The organism is Lutibacter oricola, assembly GCF_900106565.1.
Taxonomy (GTDB): Bacteria; Bacteroidota; Bacteroidia; order Flavobacteriales; family Flavobacteriaceae; genus Lutibacter; species Lutibacter oricola.
The window spans coordinates 76834-102407 of the sequence record NZ_FNNJ01000009.1; the positions used below are offsets into that span (position 1 = coordinate 76834).

Consider the following 25574-nt stretch of genomic DNA (forward strand, 5'->3'; position numbering starts at 1 on the left):
CATAAAATCGTGATAAATTATTTTTCTTCAAACTTTAAACTTGGTGTTTTAGGTGGTGGGCAATTAGGTAAAATGCTACTTACCGAAACTCAAAAATTTGACATTTACACCGTTATTTTAGATAGCGCTGCAGATGCTCCTTGTTCTCAAATTTGTAATGAATTTCATATTGGAAATTTAATGGACTTTGATACTGTTTACAATTTTGGTAAAAAAGTAGACCTTTTAACTATTGAAATTGAACATGTAAATATTGATGCTCTATTTAAATTAGAAGAAGAAGGTCTGGAAGTTTACCCACAGCCAAGTGTTTTACAAACAATACAACACAAAGGAAGACAAAAAGATTTTTTTGTTGAAAACAATATTCCAACATCTCCGCACAAACGTTTTACTTCAAAAGAAGAACTTTTAAAAGAAACGTTTAATTACCCGTTTGTATGGAAATCTGCACAATTCGGGTACGACGGAACTGGAGTTAAAATAGTAAAAAACGAAAACGACTTAAACTCTTTAAATGACACCGACTGTATCATTGAAGATTTAATTCCGTTTAAAAATGAGTTAGCTGTAATAGTTGCTCGTAATAAAAAAGGAGACATAAAAACATATCCGGTAGTTGAAATGGAATTTCATCCGGAAGCCAACCAAGTTGAATATGTTATTTGTCCTGCCAGAATTGAAGATAGCGTGGCGAAAAAAGCAAGAGAAATTGCTTTAAAAGTTGCCGAATCTTTTGAACATATTGGTTTATTAGCTGTTGAAATGTTTCAAACTGAAAATGATGAAATTATTATTAATGAAGTTGCTCCAAGAACACACAACAGCGGTCATTATAGTATAGAAGCATCATACACTAGCCAATTTGAACAACACGTACGTAGTATTTTAAACCTACCTTTAGGCGCTACAGAAAGTAAAGCTGCAGGAATTATGGTAAACCTAGTAGGTGAAGAAGGGTTTTCAGGAAAAGTAGTTTATGAAAATATGGAGGAAATCCTATCTATGGATGGTGTTACACCTCATATTTATGGTAAAAAAGAAACTCGTCCGTTTAGAAAAATGGGACACGTTACCATTGTAAACGATAATCTTGATGAAGCTAGAAAAATTGCCCAAAAAGTAAAAAACACCATTAGAGTAATCAGTAATTCGAAGCGAAATTAATTTTGATTTCATTCAATTTTTGAAGTATTAAATTTTAAATAAAAAAACATGAGCAAAGTAGGAATTATTATGGGAAGCAATTCAGACCTTCCAATTATGCAACAAGCAATTGATATTTTAAAAAATTTCGATATTGAAATTGAAGTAGACATCGTTTCAGCTCATAGAACACCTGAAAAATTATTTGATTATGCTGCTAACGCACATAAAAGAGGTGTTGCAGTAATAATTGCTGGTGCTGGTGGCGCTGCACACTTACCTGGTATGGTAGCTTCAATGAGCCCGTTACCTGTAATTGGTGTACCTGTAAAATCTAGAAATTCTATTGATGGTTGGGACTCAGTATTATCTATACTTCAAATGCCAGGAGGTGTTCCAGTTGCAACTGTAGCACTAGACGGAGCATTAAATGCAGGAATTTTAGCTTCCCAAATTATAGGTTCTTCAAATAAAGTTGTTCTAGATAAAATTATCGAATACAAAGAAAACCTTAAAACAAAAGTTTATAAGGCTGCAGAAGAAGTTAAAAACAACCTATAAGGCTGTTTTTACAAGTTTTACTAAAACACCTAAGTGATTTACATAACTAAAGTTAGGTATTATTGTATTTACACTAATTTCCTCAACTTTTTTTACTGGTTTATTTATTAAAGCTTCCATGTCTTTTTATTTTTTGTATACTAATAACGTATAAACTTTAGAGTTATTATATTTGGTTAAACACCGGTGTTTTTAATTAACCTTTATGAACTCTATTTATTATGACACCAATTATTTTTGCAAGTCACTTTTAGTAAAAAATCTGCTTAATTAACAAAACATTACAATGAAAAATCCATTATTAGAAAACTTCAACAAACCATATACCACTGCACCTTTTAACGCAATTAAAAATGAACATTTTAAACCTGCTATTATTGAAGGAATTAAAATTGCTAAAGATGAAATAAACACAATTGTTACAAATAATAACGCTCCAACCTTTCAAAACACTATTGAAGCATTGGAGTATACAGGAGAAAAATTAGATAGAATTACCAGTATATTTTTTAACTTAAACTCTGCCGAAACAAATGATGAACTTCAAAAAATAGCTCAAGAAGTTTCACCTTTATTAACTGAATTTTCTAACGACATTAGATTAAACGAAGAGTTGTTTAATAAAGTTAAAGCTGTTTACCTTCAAAAAAAAGAGCTTAAATTATCTAACGAGCAAGAAGTTTTATTAGATAAAAAATACAAGAGTTTTTCTAGAAATGGAGCTAATTTAAATGAAGAAGACAAAGCCACACTTAGAGAAATAGATACCCAACTTTCTCAATTAAGTTTAAAATTTGGAGAAAATGCACTTGCAGAAACAAACAATTTTGAATTACATATAACTAACATAGACTTATTAGATGGTTTACCAGAATCTGCTCTTGAAGCTGCAAAAATGATTGCTAAATCTAAAAATAAAGAAGGATGGGTGTTTACTTTAGATTATCCAAGCTATATTCCATTTGTAACATATGCTAACAATAGAGAGCTTAGAAAAAAAATGTCGTTAGCCTTTGGAGCAAAAAGTTTTAAAGGTAACAAGTTCGATAATCAACAAATTGTTTTAGACATTGTTAAACTTCGTTATAAAAGAGCCAATCTATTAGGCTATAAAACGCACGCAAATTTTGTTTTAGAAGAACGAATGGCCGAAAACCCAGAAAATGTTTTACAATTTTTAAATGATTTACTAGAAAAAGCAAAACCAGAAGCCCTAAAACAATTTAAAAATTTAGCCGAATTTGCTAAAACGCTAGATATAGATAAACTTCAGAAATGGGATGGTGCTTTTGTTTCAGAAAAACTTAAAAAAGAATTATTTAACTTAGATCAAGAGCAATTAAAGCCATATTTTAAATTAGAAAATGTAATTGATGGTGTTTTTGAAATATCAAATAGACTTTTTGATTTAAATTTTGAAGAAATAAATACAATAGATAAATACCACGAAGATGTAAAAACATACAAGGTTACAAATTCTAATGGCGATTACATATCTGTGCTTTACGCAGACTTTTTCCCTAGAAAAGGTAAAAGAAACGGAGCTTGGATGACTTCATTTAAAAACCAATGGATAAAAGATGATAAAAACTCAAGACCTCATATATCTATAGTATGTAATTTTACCAAGCCAACCGAAACTAAACCTTCATTATTAACTTTTAATGAAGTAACAACCTTGTTTCACGAATTTGGACACGCTTTACACGGTATGCTAGCAAATACAATATATCCAAGTTTATCTGGCACAAATGTACATTGGGATTTTGTTGAACTACCAAGTCAGTTATTAGAAAACTGGTGCTACGAAAAAGAAGCTCTGAGTCTTTTTGCCACACATTATAAAACAAATGAAGTAATACCAATGGATTTTGTTGAAAAAATTAAACAATCTGCGAACTTCCTTGAAGGGCTCCAAACTTTAAGGCAATTAAGTTTTGGTTTATTAGATATGCAATGGCACGGAACAAACCCAACTCTTATAAATAATGTTAAGGAATTTGAAGACGCAGCTTTTGAAAACACAAAACTATATCCTAATGTAAAAGAGAATTGCATGAGCACCTCTTTTTCTCATATATTTCAAGGAGGATATTCATCCGGATATTACTCTTATAAATGGGCCGAAGTTTTAGATGCTGATGCTTTTGCTTACTTTAAAGAAAATGGAATCTTCAATAAAGAAATCGCCAACAAACTAAAATCTAATATTCTTGAAAAAGGAGGTACGCAAAAACCAATGGAACTATATAAATTATTTAGAGGAAAAAAACCTACAAATAAGGCTCTTTTAAAAAGAGCAGGACTTCAAGAATAGCACTTATTAACTTTTTAAAAAAGAGGTTTTCTTTACGAAAACCTCTTTTTTTATGTCGTTTTTAACAAACAAACTGCACGTTTAAATAAATAAATGGTATTTATTCAAGAACAAATAACACACTAAAACACATTAAATGTACTGTTTTACCATACAAATGGTAAGTTTTTATATATAAATGGTGTTTTTTAGGTGTTTTTATTTTTTTATTAAAGAAAAGTTTTCTAAATTTGAGTAATTAAAAACACATAAACCCCCATAACAGTATGTTTTTTTATAGGATTAAATATCAACCCCCAAATGATTCTTTCGTAAGAAAGAGGACAATGAAACTCATTAAATAAGTTGACCCCAAAACTAATTTAATGAGTTCCAACCCTTAAATCCCCAATCAGTGAATAAATAAATCAACCCCCAAAACACCAACCAAAACCCCTCAAAAATGAAAACGAATATTCAACTAATTCTACCCCTACTAGTTTTAAGTTTTTTAAGCTTTTCATGTAGTACCGAAAACAATGATGATCTTTACAGTCAAGAATCTGAAATAACTATTGACGCATCGACTGTAACCTACACAAGTTTAGAATCTAATATATTAGATCTTGTTAACGCTCACAGAACTTCCATTGGGCTTAACGATTTAGAAATTTTAAATCTAGTTTCTAGTGTGGCTGAAGAGCACACTATGTATATGATTGAAAATGGTCAAATTAGCCACGACAATTTTGACGATAGAGCACAACAATTAATGTCTGCTGCTAAAGCAAAATCTGTTGCAGAAAATGTAGCTTTTGGTTATAGTACTGCAGAAGGTGTTTTAGAAGGCTGGTTAAATAGTGATTCTCATAGAGCTGCAATAGAAAATTCAAAATTCACCCATTTTGGAATATCTACAGAATGTAACAATAACGGAAGAAATTATTTTACAAATATTTTTATAAAAAAATAATACAGGTGTCCCCACAACTGTAGTATAACCTAAATAGTTTATTATGAATGCAACACAATTAAGTTCGCCCCCAAAAAAGCATCATTTAAAAGTTGTTAAAAACAACGTAAAAAATAGTATTCCAAAAAGAGTTTACATTAACACCTTAATGCCAAACTTTGCATATTATAATGAAAAAGAAGAATTAGTATTAAAAAACAATTGCATTTTATTATAGAAAAAGATTTTTTTTGTAAAAACTCATTTAAACCTCAATTAGTTAGTCGTCACTTCTTCATTCAACCCGGTTTAAATGAGTTTTTTTTGTGCTTTAAATATAAACTTTACACCCTATAAGTAATTGTAATTCAATAATTATTTTATTTTTGCATCTAAACCTATTAAGTAAAAATCTAAATGAGTAAATATGATGTTGCCGTAATTGGCTCAGGACCTGGCGGATATGTTGCCGCAATACGTTGCGCACAATTAGGATTAAAAACTGCCATTATTGAAAAATACAATACACTTGGTGGAACTTGTTTAAACGTTGGATGTATTCCTTCAAAAGCATTATTAGACTCATCGCACCATTATTACGATGCCAAAAAGCATTTTACAACTCACGGAATAGACGTACAAGGTTTAGAAATAAACTTTGAGCAAATGATTACTCGTAAAAACGAAGTTGTTGCTCAAACATCTGGAGGTATAAATTACTTAATGGATAAAAATAAAATTGATATGTTTCAAGGCATAGGTAGTTTTATTGATGCAACTCATATTAAAATAACGAAACAAGATGGTTCTTCAGAAGAAATTGAAGCTTCAAAAACCATTATTGCTACAGGATCAAAACCTTCTACATTACCTTTTATTGAATTAGATAAAAAACGGGTTATTACTTCAACAGAAGCCTTAAGTTTAACTGAAATACCAAAACATTTAATTGTTATTGGTGGTGGAGTAATTGGTTTAGAGTTGGGTTCGGTTTATAGCAGGTTAGGTTCGCAAGTTTCTGTTATAGAATACATGCCAACTATTACTCCTGGAATGGATGCGATGCTTTCTAAAGAATTGCAAAAATCATTAAAAAAACAAGGAGTAAAATTCTTTACGAGTCATAAAGTAACATCTGTTGTAAATAATGGAGATGAAGTTGTGGTTACTGCAGATAATAAAAAAGGTATTCCTACTGAATTTAAAGGAGATTACACCTTAATTTCTGTTGGTAGAAAACCTTATACCGAAGGATTAGGATTAGAAAACGTTGGAATAAAAGTTACCGACCGCGGACAAATAGAAACTAACGAACATTTACAAACTAATGTTTCTAATATTTATGCCATTGGAGATGTTGTTAAAGGTGCAATGTTAGCTCATAAAGCTGAAGAGGAAGGAACCATGGTTGCAGAATTAATTGCAGGTCAAAAACCACATATAGATTACAATTTAATTCCAGGTGTTGTGTATACTTGGCCAGAAGTTGCTTGTGTTGGTAAAACTGAAGAGCAGTTAAAAGAAGCTGGTGTCAACTACAAATCAGGACAATTTGCAATGCGTGCTTTAGGTAGAGCCAGAGCAAGTATGGATATTGATGGACAAATAAAAGTTTTAGCAGATGCTGAAACTGATGAAATTTTAGGTGTACATATGATTGGTGCAAGAGCTGCAGACATGATTGCTGAAGCTGTTATAGCTATGGAGTTTAGAGCTTCTAGTGAAGATATTGCACGTTCATCACACGCACACCCAACATTTACCGAAGCCTTTAAAGAAGCTTGTTTGGCTGTTAATGATAGAGCTATACATAGTTAAAAATACAATAGATATTAAATAAAAAAAGTCCTTTCATATTGAAAGGACTTTTCTATTTTTGCCATAATGCAACGCACCAATAAAATAATTCAGGTTTCAAACATTACTGAATTTAAAACGAACCTTTTAACTTGGGCTCAACAGTTTAAAACTACTGTTTGGTTAGATAGCAACAACTATCAACAAAAGCATTCAAATTTTGATGCCGTACTTGCTGTTGAATCTTTTTCTGAAATAAATTCGACACCCAACAATGCATTTCAAAAACTTAAAGAATACCAAACCAATACAAACGATTTTATTTTTGGCTACCTAGGTTACGATTTAAAAAATGATGTAGAAAAGCTAGAATCATCTAATTTTGATGGTTTAGATTTTTCAGATTTGTTTTTTTTTCAACCTAAAAAAATATTTTTTATAAAAAAAAATACTGTTGAAATTAAATATATAAATGAGTTCTCTTCGGAAATTGAAACTGATTTAAAAACAATTAAGCAACTAAACACCAAAAACCAGCAACCAAAAGCTAATTCAATAAAAATTAAACTGAGAATACATAAAGACGAATATTTTCAGAAAATAAATACAGTTTTAAAACACATTCACCGTGGTGATATTTATGAAGCTAGTTTTTGTCAGGAGTTTTATAGTGAAAATTCAGAAATTAATCCATTAGAAATTTACGAGAATTTAAACCAAATTTCTAAGCCTCCTTTTGCTACTTTTTTAAAATTGGATGATAAATTTTTATTATCAGCTTCGCCAGAGCGTTATTTAAAAAAAGATGGAAATACGGTAATTTCTCAACCTATAAAAGGAACTGAAAAAAGAGCAACTTCAAAAAAAGAAGATTTAAAATTAATAAAAGAGCTAGAAAATAATCCGAAAGAACGTGCCGAAAATATAATGATTGTAGATTTGGTGAGAAATGATTTGTCTCGTTCTGCAATTAAAGGCTCTGTAAAAGTTGATGAATTGTGTAAAGTTTATACTTTTGAACAAGTGCATCAATTAATTTCAACTATTTCTTGCAAAGTAAAACCAACCATTCACCCTGTTGATATTATTAAAGACACTTTTCCAATGGGAAGTATGACTGGCGCCCCTAAAATTTCAGCAATGAAAATTATTGAAGAGTTAGAAGAAACAAAACGCGGTTTATACTCTGGTGCTGTTGGTTATTTTACACCAAATGGAGATTTTGATTTTAACGTAATTATTAGAAGTATTTTATACAATGCCTCGAAAAAATATATTTCATATTCTGTTGGTGGGGCTATTACTGCAAAGTCTGTTCCTGAAAAAGAATATGAAGAATGCTTACTTAAAGCAAAAGCAATGAAACAAGTTTTATTAAACACTAATTAAGTATATTTATCCCTATGCGAACTGCTGTTGAAAACCACATTAATGATAACTTACCTTTTTTAAAAGGTAAAAAAATACTAATTGCAATTTCTGGAGGAATTGATAGTATTGTGCTAACTCATATATTTCACAAATTAAAATTCGATATTTCTTTAGCACATTGTAACTTTTCGTTAAGAGGAAAAGAAAGCAATAAAGATGAGCAGTTTGTTATTGAGTTAGGCGAAAAGCTAAAAAAAGAAACTTTTACAATTGTTTTTAATACAGAAGAATACTCTAAAGAAAACAATGTTTCTACACAAATGGCTGCTCGAGATTTACGCTACAATTGGTTTCAAAAATTAAGTGTAGAAAATGGTTTTGAATATATTTTAACTGCGCATCAAAAAGATGATGTTATTGAAACTTTTTTAATAAACTTAACTAGAGGCACCGGTTTAGATGGTTTAAATGGCATACCAGAAATTAATGGAAATATTGTACGCCCTTTATTAAACTTTAGTAGAAATGAAATTTTAGTGTACGCCACTAAAAACAAACTAAATTGGAGAGAAGACAGCAGTAACTCTTCAATAAAATATACTAGAAACAAAATTAGACATAAAGTTGTTCCTGTTTTAAAAGAATTAAATCCTAGTTTATTAGAATCATTCCACAATACTCTGGAAAACCTCAACGATAGTCGACAACTTATTAATGATCGTATTAAAGCAGTTTCAGCAAAAATTATTACTAAAATTGAAAATGAAACACATTATAATTGTGATGAAATTTTAAAATTAAACAACCCAAAAGCTTATTTATACGAGTTTTTAAAAGATTTTAATTTTACACAATGGAGTGATATTGTAGATTTACTAAGTGCTCAAACTGGTAAACAAATTTTAAGCAGCACACATAGATTATTAAAAAACAGAGACGTTTTAATTTTAACTGAAATTGCAAAAGAACCTGCTCCAAAAGAATACGAGATAACTAAAGGCACTTCCAAAATTACAACACCTATTAACCTAAAATTCAAGGTAGAACATGTAGTTAATGGAGGAAAAAGTAAAACCAACGCTTTTGACTTCTTTTTATCTAAAACCGAAAATACTATGACGGTAGATTTAGACAAGCTTACATTTCCGTTAAAACTTAGAAAATGGCAAAAGGGAGATTATTTTTACCCTATTGGCTTAAACGGAAAAAAGAAATTAAGTAAGTTTTTTAAAGACGAGAAACTATCGCTTCTAGAAAAAGAAAACACTTGGTTACTTACTTCAAATAACGAAATAGTATGGGTTATTGGAAATAGACTAGATGATAGATTTAAGGTTTCTAAAAAAACACAATCTGTTTTAACAATTTCTAGATAACATTTATTTTTTGTATTTTTATTGAATGAAAACGCTTAAAAATCTTTTAGTTACAAGTTTATTTTTAATTGCTACCACAATTGTTTTTGCTCAAAAAAACAGCAATAAATTACCTACTAGCATTTACACCACCACTTTTAACACAGAAAACACATCGAGTTCTTTTTTTATTAATAATAAATTAGATTTAAAAAGTTTAGAGTTTGGAATTGTAGATTTACAAGATTTAAAATTTAATTATTTTACCATACCTGCTATTTCAGTAAAAGGAAAACCTTCATCATATATTTACGATTCTTATAATAAAGCTCAATTATATAAAGATTTAGAAAAAAGCTTTTTTAAAATTGAAGAATTATACCGTGTAAGAACAAAAATGAATTTATAACACTTTTTTAGTTCACAGAAAAAACGATTTCGTTAAATTAGCAAAATAAAGCTATAATTTTTAATGAAGCTTTCGTATTTTTCGAGCCTATAACTAAAAAAGCATGCATAAACAACCAAAATTAACAAGGTTTAACGAGAACGTATTGTCTAAATATCAAATATACAATAGTATATTTATGACTCTTCCGTTCGATACAGTAACCCAAACTGGGGTATTACTACCTCTTTTTCATGATATTTGTAAAAAAGGTTTTTCTGAAAAACAAAACCCTACAGAAATTGTAGAATCGTTTTTTAAAACGTATCAAGAAAACCCAAGTGAAGAAGAAAAACTGAATTTATTATTTAAGTTTATTCAATATATAGAGCGTCAAGTTGTATTATTTGATGCTATTGAAGATGCTGCCTTTCCTATTGTAAACAATATGGATGGTGTTGGTACTTTACGTAATAGTAAAGAAACCGCAGCTTTAGAAAACAAAACAGAAGCTTTAAAAAAACATTTAGAAGATTTTAAAGTTCGTGTAGTTTTAACAGCTCACCCAACGCAATTTTACCCTGGAACGGTTTTAGGTATTATAAACGATCTTACTGAAGCTATTGAAAATAACGACCTTTTAGTTATTAATCAACTATTAGCTCAACTAGGTAAAACACCATTTTTTAAACACGAAAAACCTTCACCTTATGATGAAGCTGTGAATTTAATATGGTATTTAGAAAATGTATTTTACCATTCAATTTCTAAAGTTTACGATTATATACAAAGTAATATTTTTGATGGTGAAACATTAGCAAACGAAGTTATAAACTTAGGTTTTTGGCCTGGAGGAGATAGAGATGGTAATCCGTTTGTAACTACAGAAATTACATTAAATGTTGCTAGAAGGTTAAAACAATCTATTTTAAAAAACTATTATAGAGATATCCGTTTATTAAAAAGACGTTTAACTTTTGATGGTGTAGAACAAACTATTACGGAGTTAGAAACTATTTTGTTTGAAAATAGTATTGACCCTGAAAAAAATACGATGATACCTTTAAATGAGTTTAAAGAAAAATTAAACCAAATTAAAGAAACATTGATTTCTAAACATCAATCTATTTATTTAACAGAAATTAACGACTTTATAAATAAAGTAAGCATTTTTGGTTACCACTTTGCAACTTTAGATATTAGACAAGATAGTAGAGTGCACCATAGTGTGTTTTCAGAAATTGTAAATGCACTTCAACAAAATGGAAGCAACCTTTTCCCTTCTAATTATTCAGAGCTTTCTGAAGGTGAACAAATAGACATTCTTTCAAAAGTATCAGACAATGTAGAAGTTTCTATGTTTGAAGATGAAATGGCTGCTAAAACTATTGGTTCTATTTATGCTGTTAAAACCATACAAGAAAACAATGGCGAAAAAGGTGCAAACCGTTATATAATTAGTAATAACCAAACGGCTGTAAATGTAATGCAAACATTTGCAATGTTTAATTTATGTGGTTTTAACCACAATATTACTGCTGATATTATTCCGTTATTTGAAACTGTAGACGATTTAATTAACGCTGCAGATGTAATGCGTAAATTATATACAAACCCAGCTTATAAAAAACACTTAACTGCTAGAAATAACAAACAAACTATTATGCTTGGTTTCTCTGATGGAACTAAAGATGGTGGTTATTTAATGGCTAACTGGTCTATTTTTAAAGCAAAAGAAAACTTAACCAAAATTTCGAGAGAGTTTGGTATTAAAGTCATTTTCTTTGACGGTCGTGGTGGACCTCCGGCTCGTGGTGGTGGAAAAACACATCAATTCTACGCTTCATTAGGCCCAACTATTGAAGACGAAGAAATTCAATTAACAGTACAAGGGCAAACTATTAGTTCTAATTTTGGAACTTTAGATGCTTCGCAATACAATATCGAACAGTTATTAAGTTCAGGTATTTCAAACGAATTATTTAGTAATGCCAACAACATTATGACCAAAAAGGATTCGGAAATAATGACCGATTTAGCTGAGACAAGTTACCAAGCTTATGTAGATTTTAAAAATCATCCTAAGTTTATGCCTTATTTAGAGCATATGAGTACGCTTAAATATTATGCTAAAACTAATATTGGAAGTAGGCCTTCTAAACGTTCAAAATCTAGCGAATTAGAATTTTCAGATTTAAGAGCCATACCTTTTGTAGGTTCTTGGAGTCAATTAAAGCAAAACGTACCTGGTTTTTATGGTGTAGGTACTGCTTTAAAGAAATACGAAGATGCAGGAGAGTTTGATAAAGTTGTTGCTTTTTATAATGGATCGGACTTTTTTAAAGCCCTTATTGGAAACAGTATGATGGCGCTTTCTAAATCATTTTTTGAATTGACAGAATATATGGCGGATGATAAAGAATATGGAGCGTTTTGGAAAATAATTCACCAAGAGTATTTAACTACAAAACGTTTGATTTTAAAACTCTCTGGTTATGATGTATTAATGCAAAATAACCCAGTTGGAAAAGCTTCAATTGATATTAGAGAGAATATTGTATTACCATTATTAACAATTCAACAGTTTGCATTGCGTAAAATTCAAGAGTTACAAAAAAACGGTAATGTAAACCCTGAAGAGTTAAAAGTTTACGAAAAAATGGTAACTAGATCTTTATTTGGTAATATTAACGCTAGTAGAAATTCAGCATAAGAGAATATGAATTCAGTACATTTAAGCAACAGTGAATACGCTCCTTTTTATAGCGATTATATAAAAGCTTTAGGAGAGGTAGATTTACGTAAGGTTTTAAAATCTTCATTAAAAGATTTAAACAAAACCATTAAAAACTTACCTGAAGAAAAGCTTTTATTTAAATATGCTGAAGGAAAATGGACTATTAAAGAATTATTACAACATATTATTGACACTGAACGTATTTTAAGCTATAGAGCTTTGCGTTTTTCAAGAAATGACGCTTCTGATTTACCTGGTTTTGATGAAAATTGGTACGTAGCAAACTCTAATGGAAACGAACGCTCAATAACCGATTTATTAGATGAGTTTAAGTTTGTTAGAAAATCTACGTTAGCTCTTTTTAAAAGTTTTACTTCTGAAATGTTTACCAAAACTGGAACTGCAAACGGAAGTGACATGACGGTTAGAGCTTTAGGTTTTATTATTGCCGGGCACCAAACACATCATTTAAATATTATTAAAGAACGGTATCTTTAAATAATTCTAAAAAAGTATATAAAATAAAAAAGGCTCAACTTAAATTTAAGTTGAGCCTTTTTTTTATACAATTATTGAAATGCAAACTTTTATTATTCTTTTATAAATTTTAATGTATTTCCGTTCTCAAGTTTTAAAAAATACATTCCTTTGTTTAAATGCTGAATTCCTATTTTTTCTTTACTAGAGATAACGCCATTCTTTAATTCTTCACCTAAAACGCTATAAATAATATATTTTTCATCTTCGATTAACCCAGATATTTGAATAAAATCTGACGTAGGGTTTGGGAAAACATTTACAGTTTCTTTTAATGAAATATCAAATATTGATAAAGTAGAAGAACTCTTTAAAACTAAATTATCAAAACCAAATTGATTTTCTGTAGGTGTGGATACTGTAAATGACGTTACGTTGATCCAATTCAAACTTACAGCTGGAGCACACCCATCAACAATAGAAGCAATAACTGGCGAATTTTCACCTCCTATTGCAGTAAAAGTATATGTATTACTTTGTCCTCTCCCATTAAAAGCAATAATCGAAGCTATATCAACTGGCTCGCTAAAACTGAAAGAAACTAACATCGTATCGGTTATCTCCCAAGAAACATTATTAGATGAATTACAATATCCCGATGGTGTATTTATTATTACATCACTTGTTTCATCATTTGCTCCGTGAAAAGTAACTGTAATTCCATCGATAGTCTCCGTTATAGTACTTCCATTATCGGTCGCTGTTAACCATTCAAAAGTAATTTGAGCGCTTAGATAGTTTAAATTCAATAAACTAATTATTATTAAAATGTAAAATTGTTTCATTCGTTATATAATTATTTTAAGTTCTTTTTTTACATCTATCAATTTATGGATGTCTTTAATCGCTAGCCCCATAGCACTTTCAATAAAATTCTCAAATTTGTCTTTAGTCTTTTTGTAGAGTTTTTTTAGAAACTCCCTACTAAATGGATTTTTCCCTCCTTTGATTTTCAAGTCGTTAGAACTCTTGATATAATCAATCAAATTTAACTTATTAAACTCTTTTTCGAATTTCTCAAAGAGTTGATCTTCTTTTAAAATAGCTTCTGTTGCTTTCAACTTCATAGTTTTCATATTTAATATTTATTGTGTATTGCTTGTGGCTAACTCCTGTTAAGAGTATAAGTAACGTTCTTTTCAAACCTCAAAATTAAGATGAATTACTCTTCCTTTTTAAAATTGTAAGATTACTTAATAAAACCCTCTATTTTATGTATGAAGTATATCTTTTACTAAATAAAGCAAGTATTACATATTGCCAAAATAGCTTAAATAATGATGAAAAAACGGCAAAAAACGCGTGTTAAATAAACTTAATTAGGGATTACAATTTTAATCTCTGTTCCTGCAGAAATATTTGTATTAAACAAATCTATAATTTCTATTGTAATATTAGTTTTATATAATTGGTTGTAAATTTCAATTTGTTTTTTATTTAAACCAATACCTTTTCCGCTTTTGTTTGGGTCTTTTTCAGTATTCAACTTAGCTTTTTCAAGTCCAATACCATTGTCTTTTAGTGAAATTTGAACAGCGTTGTTAGTGTGCTTAACTTTCAATTCTAACAAGCCTTCATTTTCAATTCCATTAAATGCATGTTTTACAGCATTTTCAGCAAAATTTTGCACTAATAATCTAGGTATCAAAACTTTTTCTGTATTAACAACCTCTCCAACAACAATTGTAAAACTAAACCTGTTTTTAAACCGCCCTTTCATTAAGGTTAAATAACTCTCGGTAAAGTTTAATTCTTCTTTTAAACTCCAATTATCTTTATCAGAAAAAAACATTGCCGAACGCATTAAACTAGAAAAATTTGTCATTAAATCATAAGCTTCAAAACGTTCGCCTTTTAAAACTTTTGCAGAAACAGTGTTTAACGCATTAAATGTAAAATGAGGATCTAATTTAGAATTCACTAATTGCAATTGCAACGCTGTAATTTCTTTCTGAAGTTTTTCTCTTTTTAATACAATATGTTTTCTAATTTTTTGAGGTAAATAAACAAAACCAACACTTAATAAATAAATACCTATAAATAATAAAAATCTATATGGATAATACACAGCCCTGGTTAACCTATATGTATATAAAAAATACCTATCTGTTACTTTCACCAATTGTGCTTTTTCTGTTTTTTTGGTTTGAGCATAAAAATTCCAGCTTTTTAAGTATAAATTTACATCAAACTCTAATTCCTGATTAAAATTATCTAAATACAAACTTGCTAAACCCGTTTTATAATTTTCACCTATAAAACCAAATTTGTTATCATCAACATTAAAAGGAATTAAACTAGAATTTGGTAAGCTACTTGTTAAACTATTTTGAGAGACAGTCATTTCATCTGGTTTGTATTCAAAATAATTTAAGTTACTATTTACAGAACCTTCTACAACAAAATGGTTTTGTTTATTTTCTGAAAAAACTAAAATTTTGTTTTTTAGAATTACACCTTTCTTTTTATCTTTTTTTAATACTTCTCCTTTATTATTAATTGAGAAAACATAATTATTATCTTTTTCTCCTTCTTCATTTACCACATAAAAATGATTTTCATTTTTAAAAACCAATGGTCCGTTTACTCTGGTAGCTGTACCTTTGAAAGAAATTGGTTCAAAAGCAAATTCTAATTTATCGTTAAATCCAAAAATCCACGAAGAATTATCTTTATATGGATACGGAAAATTAGGAGGACAATTATCTGTAGCTTTTGTTGTACTAATTAATAATAATTTGTTGCTCTCGGTTTTAATTGGCACTACAAAATGCTGGCTTCCAGTATTTATAGAGCTTATAAACTCATCATTTTTAAAGTCGTAAGCCATTATTTTTCTAGGTACTAAAGCAAAGCCTCCATTTAATAAAAAGTACATTTCATTTATACCATCATTATTATAATCGTAATTTACAATGGGTCTTAACACAAAATCTTTTGCACCTTCATCTAAACCAATTTTAGAAACAAACTTTCCATACAACACTACTTTTGAAGTCTTAAAATCTACGGCGTTTAAAAACAATGAATCTGCCTTTTGTGTAAACACAAATAGCTCTTTAACGCCATCATTATTAACATCGTTAAAAATTGGAATATTTAAATTCTCCTGCTGAGGTAAATTTCCATAAAAATTGAATTGTTTTTTTAGTAAACTATTCTTTTCCTGAAAATAGCAACATGCATTTATATTTCTATAGTTTAAAACATCTATTTGATCTTTTACACCATCTTTATTAACATCTTCATAAAAAGTAAGTAATTTAGTTTTACCTCTCGCTTCTTTATGCTCTAATGTAAAATTATATTTATTAAATAAATTCGGTAATAATGAGCTAATAATAATTGTTGGAATTAATGCCAATAACCAAGGACTTGACAAGGCAATAAATAAATTATTTTTAAGAGTTTCTTTCCAAATCCTATACATTGTTAAATATGGAATTAAATTCTCTTGAAAATGTTGTTGAAACTGATAGTTCAATCTGCTTTTTATTTAATTTAAGTACGCATTTTTTATTCTTTTTATGAATTGAAATTATACTGTTTTTATGAACTACAGTAGAACGATTAATTTTAATAAACTCACATTTTGGAAACTTTTCTACTAGAACTCCCATATTAGCGGAAGCTATTAGTTTAGAACCATTTTTCAAATAAATATATGTATAATTTCCTTCAGCTTCAAAATATGCAACATCATTAGGCTCTACTATTATTGTATTTCCTTTTGAAGTAATTAATACTTTATTAGGTTTTGTTTTTACATCAATTTCTTCCAAGCTTTTTAGAAGCTTTTTTACTGTAGTTTTTAGTTCTGCCCTACTTACAGGTTTTAATAAATAGCTAAAAACATTGTGTTTAATTGCTTTAATAGCATAATTATTGTAAGCCGTAACCATAATAATTTTCACATTAGAATTACATTCTCTAATTTTCTCCAATAAATCTATACCATTAACCACAGGCATATTAATATCTAAAAAAATTAAATCGACAGTTGTAGTCATTAAAACTGGAAAAATATCTAACGGATTCGATATTTTTTTTAGCGTTTTAATTTGGGGGTATTCACTTAAAAGTATTTCTAAAGAATCTAAAGCGTCTTGTTCATCATCAACAAGAATAGTATTGATATTGGGCATAAAAACTGGGGGCAATTTTATTACATTCAAAAATACTAAATATTAACCTTTTAAAACAAAAAATACACTTAATTTACGTTTTTCCACACCTTTAAAACTCAATCGTTTGACTGCGTGATGATTATTAAATTACTTCAATAAAACAAGATAAATTTATAAATACTATATTTGAAGGTAACTAAACTAAATCTAATCAAAAAAACATGCGTGTATTAAAAAAAATAATACTTGCTTTTCTTGCCATTGTGGTTATTATGCTAATTGGTGGGTGGATTTATTATACATCTATGCAGCCTAATTATTCTGGTAATATTAAGCTTCATAAACTTCAAAAGGAAACCACTACATATTTTGATGATTATGGCATACCACATATTTATGCCGAAAACAAACTAGACGCTTATACAATGTTGGGGTATGTACACGCCCAAGACAGGCTTTGGCAAATGGAATTAATGCGAAGAATTGCTCCTGGAAAACTTTCTGAAATATTTGGTAAAGACATGTTAGAAAACGACAAGTTTTTTACAACTCTTGGTATTGATGAAGTGTCCGAAAAAGCTATAAATAATTTAGATAAAAACAGCGAAACTTATAAAATAGCAGAAGCTTATGCAAACGGAGTTAATCAATTTATAGATAATGGCGCTACACCTATAGAATTTACACTTATTGGCATAGAGAAACAAGCCTATACAATAAAAGACATGTACAACATTTTAGGATATATGTCTTTCAGTTTTGCAATGGCACAAAAAACAGACCCATTATTAAGTAGCATTAAAGAAAAACTTGGCAACGCTTATTTAAAAGATTTAAATATTGATGTAAATCCAAATACGTTGCTTATAAAAAATTCAAAACAACAAGTTGAAGAGTTTGAACAACTATCTGCACAAGTAACTAGAATTATAAACAAATCTCCAATACCTGCATTTATTGGCAGTAATAGTTGGGTAGTTTCAGCAAATAAAACAAGTACTGGCAATGTTCTTTTTGCTAATGACCCACATATAGGTTTCTCTCAACCAGGTGTTTGGTACGAAGCCCACCTTTCTGCAACAAATTACGAAATGTATGGATACCACATTGCTGGTGTACCTTTCCCTTTATTAGGACATAACAGAGAATACGCATATGGTTTAACTATGTTCGAGAATGATGATCTTGATTTTTACAAAGAAGAAAATCACCCAACAGATTCAACTAAGTATAAAACGGCTAATGGATATAAAAAATATAGCACAATTACAAAAACTATTAAAGTTAAGGATGCAAATGCTGTAACTTTAACTGTAAAAAACACAAGTCACGGACCTATAATTAATAATTTAATTGAAACTGTAAACCAACAAGAACCAATTTCTATGTTTTGGGTTTATACACATTTTAATTCAAAACTATTAACAGCTTTAAATTACATTTCTGGAGCTAAAAAAATGGCAGATGTTAAAAAAGGAGCTTCTTTAATACATGCTCCAGGATTAAATATAATGTATGGTGATGCTAAAGGAAATGTTGCTTGGTGGGCTGCCGGCAAATTATACAAACAAAAACCACATGTAAACAGAAAATTTATATTGAATGGTGTATCTGGAGAAGATGATGTTGTAAAATATTTAAATTTTAGTGAAAACCCAATGGCAGAAAATCCAACATGGAATTATGTATACTCTGCGAACAACCAACCAGATAGTATTGCAAACATGTTATACCCTGGATATTACTTACCAGAAGATAGAGCTAAAAGAATTGTTGAACTTATTGAGCAAAAAAACAATTGGTCTCGAAAAGATTTTTCGACTATGATTAACGATGTTACCTCATCTGTTTCTCCTTCAATAGTAAAAAAAATAGTACTAGCTCTTAAAAATGAACAATTAAATAATACAGAAAAAGAAGTCTTAGAAATTCTAAAAAAATGGGATGGTTCTAACACAACAGAACAAATTGCACCAACAATCTACCATAAATGGGTCTATTTATACTTAAAAAACACCTTTGAAGATGAATTAGGAGAACAACTATTTACACAAATTGTAAATACACATTTATTTAAACGCGTAATTGCAGACCATATTAACAAAGAAAACTCCATTTGGTGGGATAATGTTAAAACTTTTGACAAAAAAGAAACAAAAAATAACATTTTAGTAAAGTCATTTAAAGAAAGCGTTGTAGCTTTGCAAAATCAGTTAGGTAAAACGTTTGAAAACTGGAAATGGGGAAATGTTCATACAGTAGAACATTCACATCCTTTGGGAACCGTAGAAAGCTTAAAACCATACTTTAACGTTGGTCCGTTTGCTTCTAAAGGAACTCGAGAAGTTATTAACAATAGAGGTTTCGAATATAATAATAGTGGATTATACACTATTAAATCTGGACCATCAACAAGAAGAATCGTAGATTTTTCGGATATTGAAAATAGTATTAGTATATTACCAACTGGACAATCTGGAAATCCTTTCAGTAAACATTACAAAGATCAAGCAGAAATGTTTAATAAAGGTGAGTTTAGAAAAATGAGATTAAATAAAAACGAAATTATAAAAGTATCAACCAAGTTAACCGCACTACCTAAAAATGAATAAACGAATAACTATAAAGCAAATCGCCCAAGCGTTACACGTTTCTATTTCAACAGTTTCAAAAGCGCTTAATGATAGCTACGAAATTAGTGAAGAAACTAAAAAGAAGATACAAGAATACGCCAAGTTACATAAGTACAAACCTAATACACTTGCGCTAAGTCTTCAAAATAAAAAAACGAAAACTATTGGTATAATTATACCTAATATTTTAACTTACTTTTTTGCTCGTGTTTTAAGAGGTATAGAAAAAGTAGCTACAGAAAAAGGGTACAATATAATTACCTGTATTACTAACGAGTCTTATAAAAAAGAGGTAAATACTATGGAAATGCTTTCTAATGGTACTATCGATGGTTTTATTGCTTGCATGTCTGTTGAAACTTTAAAAAACAAAAAGTTCGAACATTTTCATGACATTTTAGAAGACGGAACCCCTATTGTATTGTATGATAGAGTTCATAAAGATATTAACTGCGATAAAGTTGTTACCGACAATGTAAAAAGTGCTTATAAAGCAACCCGTTTTTTAATGAGATCGCAATGTAAAAATATTGCTGTAATTTCTACTTCGGAAGGTTTAAGCATAAATAAATTTAGAATTAAAGGATATTTAAAAGCTTTAACAAAATATGAAGTTGAGCCTAATGAAAACTTAATAATTAGACAAGACGGAGAAGAAAACCTAAAAGAGCGTATTAACCATATGCTTGACAATAATGAAGTTGATGGTATTTTTACAGTAGATGAAATTTCTGGAGCTTTAACAACGCAAGTTTTAAATGAAAGAGGTATCAAAATACCTGAAGACATAGCCATAATTGGATTTACAAATGGTATACTTTCTCGTTATGGTTCGCCTCCTTTAACATCTGTAAATCGATTTGCTCATACAACAGGAGAAGTTGCTGCAAGCAGATTAATTGACAAGTTAGAAGATAAAATTCCTTTTGACGATATTAAAACTGAAATTATTAGAACTCAATTAGTAGAACGAGATTCTACTAAAAAAATGTTCATTAAATTTTAATAAAACAACACTAAAAAAGATCCAATTAAGGATCTTTTTTTTGCTTAAAACTCTTATTTATTGAATTATAGTTTTTTTACTACATTTATCAAAAAATAAATTGCTATGCTTGTAAAAATATATGGAAGCGCCGTTTTTGGCGTTGAAGCCACTACTATTACTGTTGAAGTAAATATAGACAAAGGTATTGGATATCATTTAGTTGGACTACCCGACAATGCAGTAAAAGAAAGTAGTTATCGTATTTCGGCTGCACTAAACAACAACAAATATAAATTACCTGGCAAAAAAATCACCATCAATATGGCTCCTGCCGACTTGCGTAAAGAAGGATCTGCGTACGACTTACCTCTTGCTATTGGTATTTTAGCCGCTTCTAATCAAATTAAGTCTGAAAAAGTTAGTGAATACTTAATTATGGGTGAACTCTCTTTAGACGGAAGTTTACAACCAATAAAAGGTGCACTACCAATTGCCATAAAAGCTAGGGAAGAAGGTTTCAAAGGTTTTATACTTCCAAAACAAAATGCTAAAGAAGCTGCTATTGTAAACGACTTAAATGTTTTTGGAATTGAAAATATTACAGAAGCCATTAATTTTTTTGATAACAAAAGCGATCTAAAACCAACCGTTATAGATACCCGTGCTGAGTTTTACAAATCGTTAGATAACCCTGAATTTGATTTTTGTGATGTAAAAGGACAAGAATCCGTAAAACGATCTATGGAAATTGCTGCTGCTGGCGGACATAATATTATTTTAATTGGCCCACCAGGAAGCGGAAAAACAATGTTAAGTAAACGATTACCATCTATATTACCGCCAATGACCCTCCAAGAAGCCTTAGAAACAACAAAAATACACTCTGTTGTTGGAAAGGTGAAGGACACTGGTTTAATGAATCATAGACCTTTTAGATCGCCACACCATACTATTTCTGATGTTGCACTTGTTGGTGGTGGTCAATACCCTCAACCAGGTGAAATTTCACTATCTCATAACGGTGTTTTATTTTTAGATGAATTGCCAGAATTTAAACGAACGGTTTTAGAAGTAATGCGTCAACCACTAGAAGACAGAGAAGTTACCATATCTAGAGCTAGATTTACTGTAACCTATCCAAGTAGTTTTATGCTAGTTGCAAGTATGAATCCAAGCCCTAGCGGCTATTTTAACGATCCTGATGCTCCTGTAACTTCATCGCCAGCAGAAATGCAACGTTACCTTAGTAAAATATCTGGTCCATTATTAGATCGAATAGATATTCATATTGAAGTAAATCCTGTTCCTTTTGAAAAACTATCTGAAAAAACAGAAGCCGAACCAAGTAAAAATATTAGAGAGCGTGTAACTAAAGCACGAGAAATTCAAACTAAGAGATTTTCCGAATTAAAAAACACACACTACAACGCACAAATGAGTGTAAAACAAATAAAGAAATTTTGCGAATTAAATGAGGATAGTAAAACATTACTTAAAAATGCAATGGAACGCTTAAACCTATCTGCAAGAGCTTATGATAGAATATTAAAAGTAAGTAGAACTATTGCAGATTTAGAAGGTGTTAACGAAATTTCTACAAACCATATTGCTGAAGCCATACAATACAGAAGTTTAGATAGAGAAGGTTGGCTAGGGTAACTACTAACTATTCTTTCTTTTTAAATAAACATTATAAATTAAGCCAAACATAATTAATAGAATACCAAAAAGGGTCCATAAATTATAAATTTCGCTAAACCAGAAAGCGCCAATAAGAATTGTGAAAACAACTTCTAAATATTTTAATGGAGCAATTACATTAGTTTCGTGAGATTGAAATGCTTTTGTTAAATATAATTGACCCACATAACCAAAAATACCCAAACTTAGCAACAGTAGTAACTCTAACAAATTTGGGGTCTTCCAATTACTAATAGACATTATTCCTCCAAAAATAAATGCCATAACCATAAAATAGTTAATAATTACTAATGGATGTTCTGAATCCCCAATTTTTCGAATTAACACAAAAATTAAACCCAAAAAAATTGCAGATAAAATTACTAGCAACAATCCCAAAGTATTTACATCTCCTCCAAAACCTTTGATAATTAAAACACCTATAAATGCAATTAAAAACAAGAACCATTGTATAGGTTTAATTTTTTCTTTCAAAAATATTAATGCAAAAATTGCTGCAAAAATTGGAGAAGTATATCTTAAAGAAACAGCAGTACCTAGTGCTAAATAATTTAAAGATTGAAAAAAACAAGTTAAAGAAACTACTCCTAAAAAACCTCTAAGCAATAGTCTTTTTCTATCATTACCTAAAATTGGAATTTTATTTTTTACTATTAAAGGAACTGTAAAAAACAATGTACCAATAGATCTAAAAAAAACAATTTGATAAGCGCTAAAATTATTTAAATATTTTACAACGGCATTCATTAGTGCAAATGCTATAACACTAAATATCATGTAAAAAATTGCTTTTGAACTATTCATAAAAAACCCTTAATCAATATGTTAAAATAATTAGCAAAATAACATTAATAAAACTTAAATTTCTAATACTATGTTACAATATTTAAAAAATTCAAGATTAGGAAAATTAAAAAGGGGTTATTTACCCTTATATTTTCAGTAAATACCCCCTACAATTTAAACTAAACTAGACGTAAGTTTGTATAAGAAAAAGAAAAGTACAGTATTGTTAATTATGGGAAATTGCAATCTAAAAAAACCACTCAGCGCTGAGTGGTTTTTTTTAATTAAAAAAGTATTACTTTTCCCTAATATCTCACTAGTTTTTTGTTTGAAAAAATTGTTTATTTGGCACCAAATTTGCTATAAAAAGAAACTATGAAAAAGACAACTCTATTAGGGGTGCTATTATTTGTATGTACATATACAAAAGCCCAAACATTTACACTTAAAAATCAAGACTTTATAAATTTCGATACTCACGAAATACAAGTCGATATTGATAATTTCTCCTATAAAGGTTATTATAAAGCTTTTAAATCTAAACAAGATAAAAAGGAATATTTAATTTACAGTTACTTCTCTCGAAGTGTTGTTTTAGAATTAAGCAAAACTGTAAAAGAAATTGACAGCAATACAAATGATCTTAAAATAAATTATGCTGTTGTAATTCATAATAATGATTTACAGCCTTTAATTAAAGCTATCTCAAAAAAAGGTATTAAAAATTTAGATGATTTTATAATTATTCATAAATCAACTAAGTTTAATACTCCATTTATAAATAAAAATATAATTAATTAATAAAAACATATTCAAATAAAAAAGCCTAGTAAAAATTTACTAGGCTTTTTTATAAAACTATTTTAGTTTAATATCTGTAATATTCTGGTTTAAAAGGTCCTTCAACCTTTACACCAATATAATCAGCTTGGTCTTCACGCAACGTTTCTAACTCAACTCCAATTTTAGCCAAATGTAAACGAGCTACTTTTTCATCTAAATGTTTTGGTAACATATAAACTTCATTTTTATAAGCATCTCTATTATTCCAAAGCTCTAATTGTGCCAATGTTTGGTTTGTAAATGAATTACTCATTACAAAACTTGGATGACCTGTTGCACAACCAAGGTTTACTAAACGACCTTCAGCTAAAACAAGAATTTCATTTTCACCAATAGTATATTTATCAACCTGAGGTTTAATTTCAACTTTGGTATTACCATAATTTTTGTTTAACCAAGCCATATCAATTTCATTATCAAAATGACCAATGTTACAAACTATAGTTTTGTCTTTCATTTTTTCAAAATGCTTAGACTGCACAATATCTTTATTTCCTGTAGTTGTAATTACAATATCGGCTTTTTCAACAACATTCTCTAAACGTTTTACTTCAAAACCATCCATTGCAGCTTGTAAAGCACAAATTGGATCAATTTCAGTAATTGTTACAATTGCTCCAGTTCCTTTAAATGAAGCAGCGGTTCCTTTACCAACATCTCCATAACCACAAACAATAACCCTTTTACCTGCTAACATAATGTCTGTTGCTCTTCTAATTGCATCTACAGCACTTTCTCTACATCCGTATTTATTATCGAATTTAGATTTAGTAACAGAATCGTTTACATTAATTGCTGGCATTGGTAAAGTTCCAGCTTTCATTCTGTCATATAAACGGTGAACTCCAGTTGTAGTTTCTTCACTTAAACCATTAATTCCAGCAGCCAATTCTGGGTATTTATCTAACACCATATTAGTTAAATCTCCACCATCGTCTAAAATTAAGTTCAAAGGTTTTTTATCTTCTCCAAAGAATAACGTTTGCTCAATACACCAGTCAAACTCTTCTTCAGTCATATCTTTCCAAGCATACACTGAAACTCCAGCAGCAGCAATAGCAGCAGCAGCTTGATCTTGTGTAGAAAAAATATTACAAGAACTCCAAGTTACCTCAGCACCTAAATCAACCAAAGTTTCAATTAAAACCGCTGTTTGAATAGTCATATGCAAACAACCAGCAATTCTTGCACCAGCTAAAGGCTTTTTACCTTTATACTCTTCTCTTAAACTCATTAAACCTGGCATTTCTGCTTCGGCTAACTCAATTTCTTTTCGCCCCCAATCTGCAAGATTGATGTCTTTTACCTTATATTTTACGTAAGTTGATGTTTCTGAACTCATATTTATTAAATTTG

Annotated in this window: 22 protein-coding genes; 15 read left to right on the top strand and 7 right to left on the bottom strand. The window is 29.5% G+C overall.

All coding sequences use genetic code 11. The features are described from left to right. Window positions 1–9 precede the first annotated feature (9 nt). Both BLU40_RS14065 and purE read left to right on the top strand, forming a co-directional pair. Entirely contained in the window at window positions 10–1167 is a 1158-nt protein-coding gene (locus BLU40_RS14065; RefSeq protein WP_090124885.1) for a 5-(carboxyamino)imidazole ribonucleotide synthase, read from the top strand. A gap of 48 nt (window positions 1168–1215) precedes the next feature. Next, window positions 1216–1707 (top strand): 5-(carboxyamino)imidazole ribonucleotide mutase, encoded by a 492-nt coding sequence (gene purE / locus BLU40_RS14070; protein ID WP_090124887.1) that lies wholly within the window; start codon window positions 1216–1218, stop codon window positions 1705–1707. Here the strand turns inward: purE and BLU40_RS17850 are convergent. Further along, a complete protein-coding gene (locus tag BLU40_RS17850) occupies window positions 1702–1827 on the bottom strand; it encodes a hypothetical protein (RefSeq protein ID WP_262493714.1) in 126 nt (41 codons plus the stop codon). The genes purE and BLU40_RS17850 overlap by 6 nt on opposite strands. Window positions 1828–1993: 166 nt before the next feature. On the opposite strand from BLU40_RS17850, the gene BLU40_RS14075 reads away from it, so the two are divergent. From BLU40_RS14075 to BLU40_RS14110, 9 genes are all read left to right on the top strand, one after another. Beyond that, window positions 1994–4024, top strand: a complete 2031-nt coding sequence (locus tag BLU40_RS14075; RefSeq protein ID WP_090124890.1) for a M3 family metallopeptidase — start codon at window positions 1994–1996, stop codon at window positions 4022–4024. 442 nt (window positions 4025–4466) lie between these two features. Continuing rightward, window positions 4467–4976, top strand: a complete 510-nt coding sequence (locus tag BLU40_RS14080; RefSeq protein ID WP_090124893.1) for a CAP domain-containing protein — start codon at window positions 4467–4469, stop codon at window positions 4974–4976. Between the two features lie 43 nt (window positions 4977–5019). After that, entirely contained in the window at window positions 5020–5193 is a 174-nt protein-coding gene (locus tag BLU40_RS17630) for a hypothetical protein (RefSeq protein ID WP_175454799.1), read from the top strand. Window positions 5194–5372: 179 nt separating this feature from the next. Continuing rightward, window positions 5373–6773 (top strand): dihydrolipoyl dehydrogenase, encoded by a 1401-nt coding sequence (gene lpdA / locus BLU40_RS14085; RefSeq protein ID WP_090124896.1) that lies wholly within the window; start codon window positions 5373–5375, stop codon window positions 6771–6773. 66 nt (window positions 6774–6839) lie between these two features. Beyond that, window positions 6840–8141 carry an aminodeoxychorismate synthase component I gene (pabB, locus tag BLU40_RS14090; RefSeq protein WP_090124898.1) on the top strand — a complete coding sequence of 434 codons (1302 nt, stop codon included), beginning with the start codon at window positions 6840–6842 and terminating at the stop codon, window positions 8139–8141. A 14-nt stretch (window positions 8142–8155) separates the two neighbouring features. Next, a complete protein-coding gene (gene tilS / locus BLU40_RS14095) occupies window positions 8156–9499 on the top strand; it encodes a tRNA lysidine(34) synthetase TilS (protein WP_090124901.1) in 1344 nt (447 codons plus the stop codon). 25 nt (window positions 9500–9524) lie between these two features. Beyond that, window positions 9525–9887 carry a hypothetical protein gene (locus tag BLU40_RS14100; RefSeq protein WP_090124904.1) on the top strand — a complete coding sequence of 121 codons (363 nt, stop codon included), beginning with the start codon at window positions 9525–9527 and terminating at the stop codon, window positions 9885–9887. A gap of 103 nt (window positions 9888–9990) precedes the next feature. Continuing rightward, on the top strand, window positions 9991–12579 hold the full coding sequence (locus BLU40_RS14105; protein ID WP_090124907.1) for a phosphoenolpyruvate carboxylase: 2589 nt from the start codon (window positions 9991–9993) through the stop codon (window positions 12577–12579). 6 nt (window positions 12580–12585) lie between these two features. Then, complete coding sequence (locus BLU40_RS14110; protein WP_090124911.1) at window positions 12586–13101, top strand: DinB family protein; 516 nt, start codon at window positions 12586–12588, stop codon at window positions 13099–13101. Window positions 13102–13193: 92 nt separating this feature from the next. Here BLU40_RS14110 and BLU40_RS14115 read toward each other — a convergent pair whose 3' ends face one another. The 4 genes from BLU40_RS14115 to BLU40_RS14130 all read right to left on the bottom strand — a co-directional run bounded on the left by BLU40_RS14115 (window position 13194) and on the right by BLU40_RS14130 (window position 17285). Beyond that, a complete protein-coding gene (locus BLU40_RS14115) occupies window positions 13194–13925 on the bottom strand; it encodes a T9SS type A sorting domain-containing protein (RefSeq protein ID WP_090124913.1) in 732 nt (243 codons plus the stop codon). Window positions 13926–13928: 3 nt separating this feature from the next. Beyond that, a complete protein-coding gene (locus BLU40_RS14120; RefSeq protein ID WP_139170974.1) occupies window positions 13929–14207 on the bottom strand; it encodes a hypothetical protein in 279 nt (92 codons plus the stop codon). Window positions 14208–14455: 248 nt separating this feature from the next. Beyond that, the gene (locus BLU40_RS14125) at window positions 14456–16624 is read right to left on the bottom strand and encodes a histidine kinase (RefSeq protein WP_175454800.1); all 2169 of its coding nucleotides are present in this window, start codon (window positions 16622–16624) and stop codon (window positions 14456–14458) included. Further along, window positions 16563–17285: a LytR/AlgR family response regulator transcription factor gene (locus tag BLU40_RS14130; protein ID WP_090124925.1), complete on the bottom strand. Its 723-nt coding sequence runs from the start codon at window positions 17283–17285 to the stop codon at window positions 16563–16565. Before BLU40_RS14130 ends, BLU40_RS14125 begins: the two co-directional genes overlap by 62 nt. Window positions 17286–17488: 203 nt before the next feature. On the opposite strand from BLU40_RS14130, the gene BLU40_RS14135 reads away from it, so the two are divergent. The 3 genes from BLU40_RS14135 (at window position 17489) to BLU40_RS14145 (ending at window position 22547) form a co-directional block, all read left to right on the top strand. Continuing rightward, complete coding sequence (locus BLU40_RS14135; RefSeq protein ID WP_090124927.1) at window positions 17489–19879, top strand: penicillin acylase family protein; 2391 nt, start codon at window positions 17489–17491, stop codon at window positions 19877–19879. After that, complete coding sequence (locus BLU40_RS14140) at window positions 19872–20906, top strand: LacI family DNA-binding transcriptional regulator (RefSeq protein WP_090124929.1); 1035 nt, start codon at window positions 19872–19874, stop codon at window positions 20904–20906. The genes BLU40_RS14135 and BLU40_RS14140 overlap by 8 nt, the downstream gene beginning before the upstream one ends. Window positions 20907–21011: 105 nt before the next feature. After that, window positions 21012–22547: a YifB family Mg chelatase-like AAA ATPase gene (locus BLU40_RS14145; protein ID WP_090124932.1), complete on the top strand. Its 1536-nt coding sequence runs from the start codon at window positions 21012–21014 to the stop codon at window positions 22545–22547. A 3-nt stretch (window positions 22548–22550) separates the two neighbouring features. On the opposite strand, the gene BLU40_RS14150 is transcribed toward BLU40_RS14145, so the two are convergent. Then, window positions 22551–23393 carry a DMT family transporter gene (locus BLU40_RS14150; RefSeq protein ID WP_245729955.1) on the bottom strand — a complete coding sequence of 281 codons (843 nt, stop codon included), beginning with the start codon at window positions 23391–23393 and terminating at the stop codon, window positions 22551–22553. A 357-nt stretch (window positions 23394–23750) separates the two neighbouring features. Between BLU40_RS14150 and BLU40_RS14155 the strand changes: the two genes are divergently transcribed. After that, window positions 23751–24176 (top strand): hypothetical protein, encoded by a 426-nt coding sequence (locus BLU40_RS14155; protein WP_090124935.1) that lies wholly within the window; start codon window positions 23751–23753, stop codon window positions 24174–24176. Between the two features lie 67 nt (window positions 24177–24243). On the opposite strand, the gene ahcY is transcribed toward BLU40_RS14155, so the two are convergent. Continuing rightward, the gene (gene ahcY / locus BLU40_RS14160; RefSeq protein ID WP_090124938.1) at window positions 24244–25560 is read right to left on the bottom strand and encodes an adenosylhomocysteinase; all 1317 of its coding nucleotides are present in this window, start codon (window positions 25558–25560) and stop codon (window positions 24244–24246) included. Window positions 25561–25574: the final 14 nt, after the last annotated feature.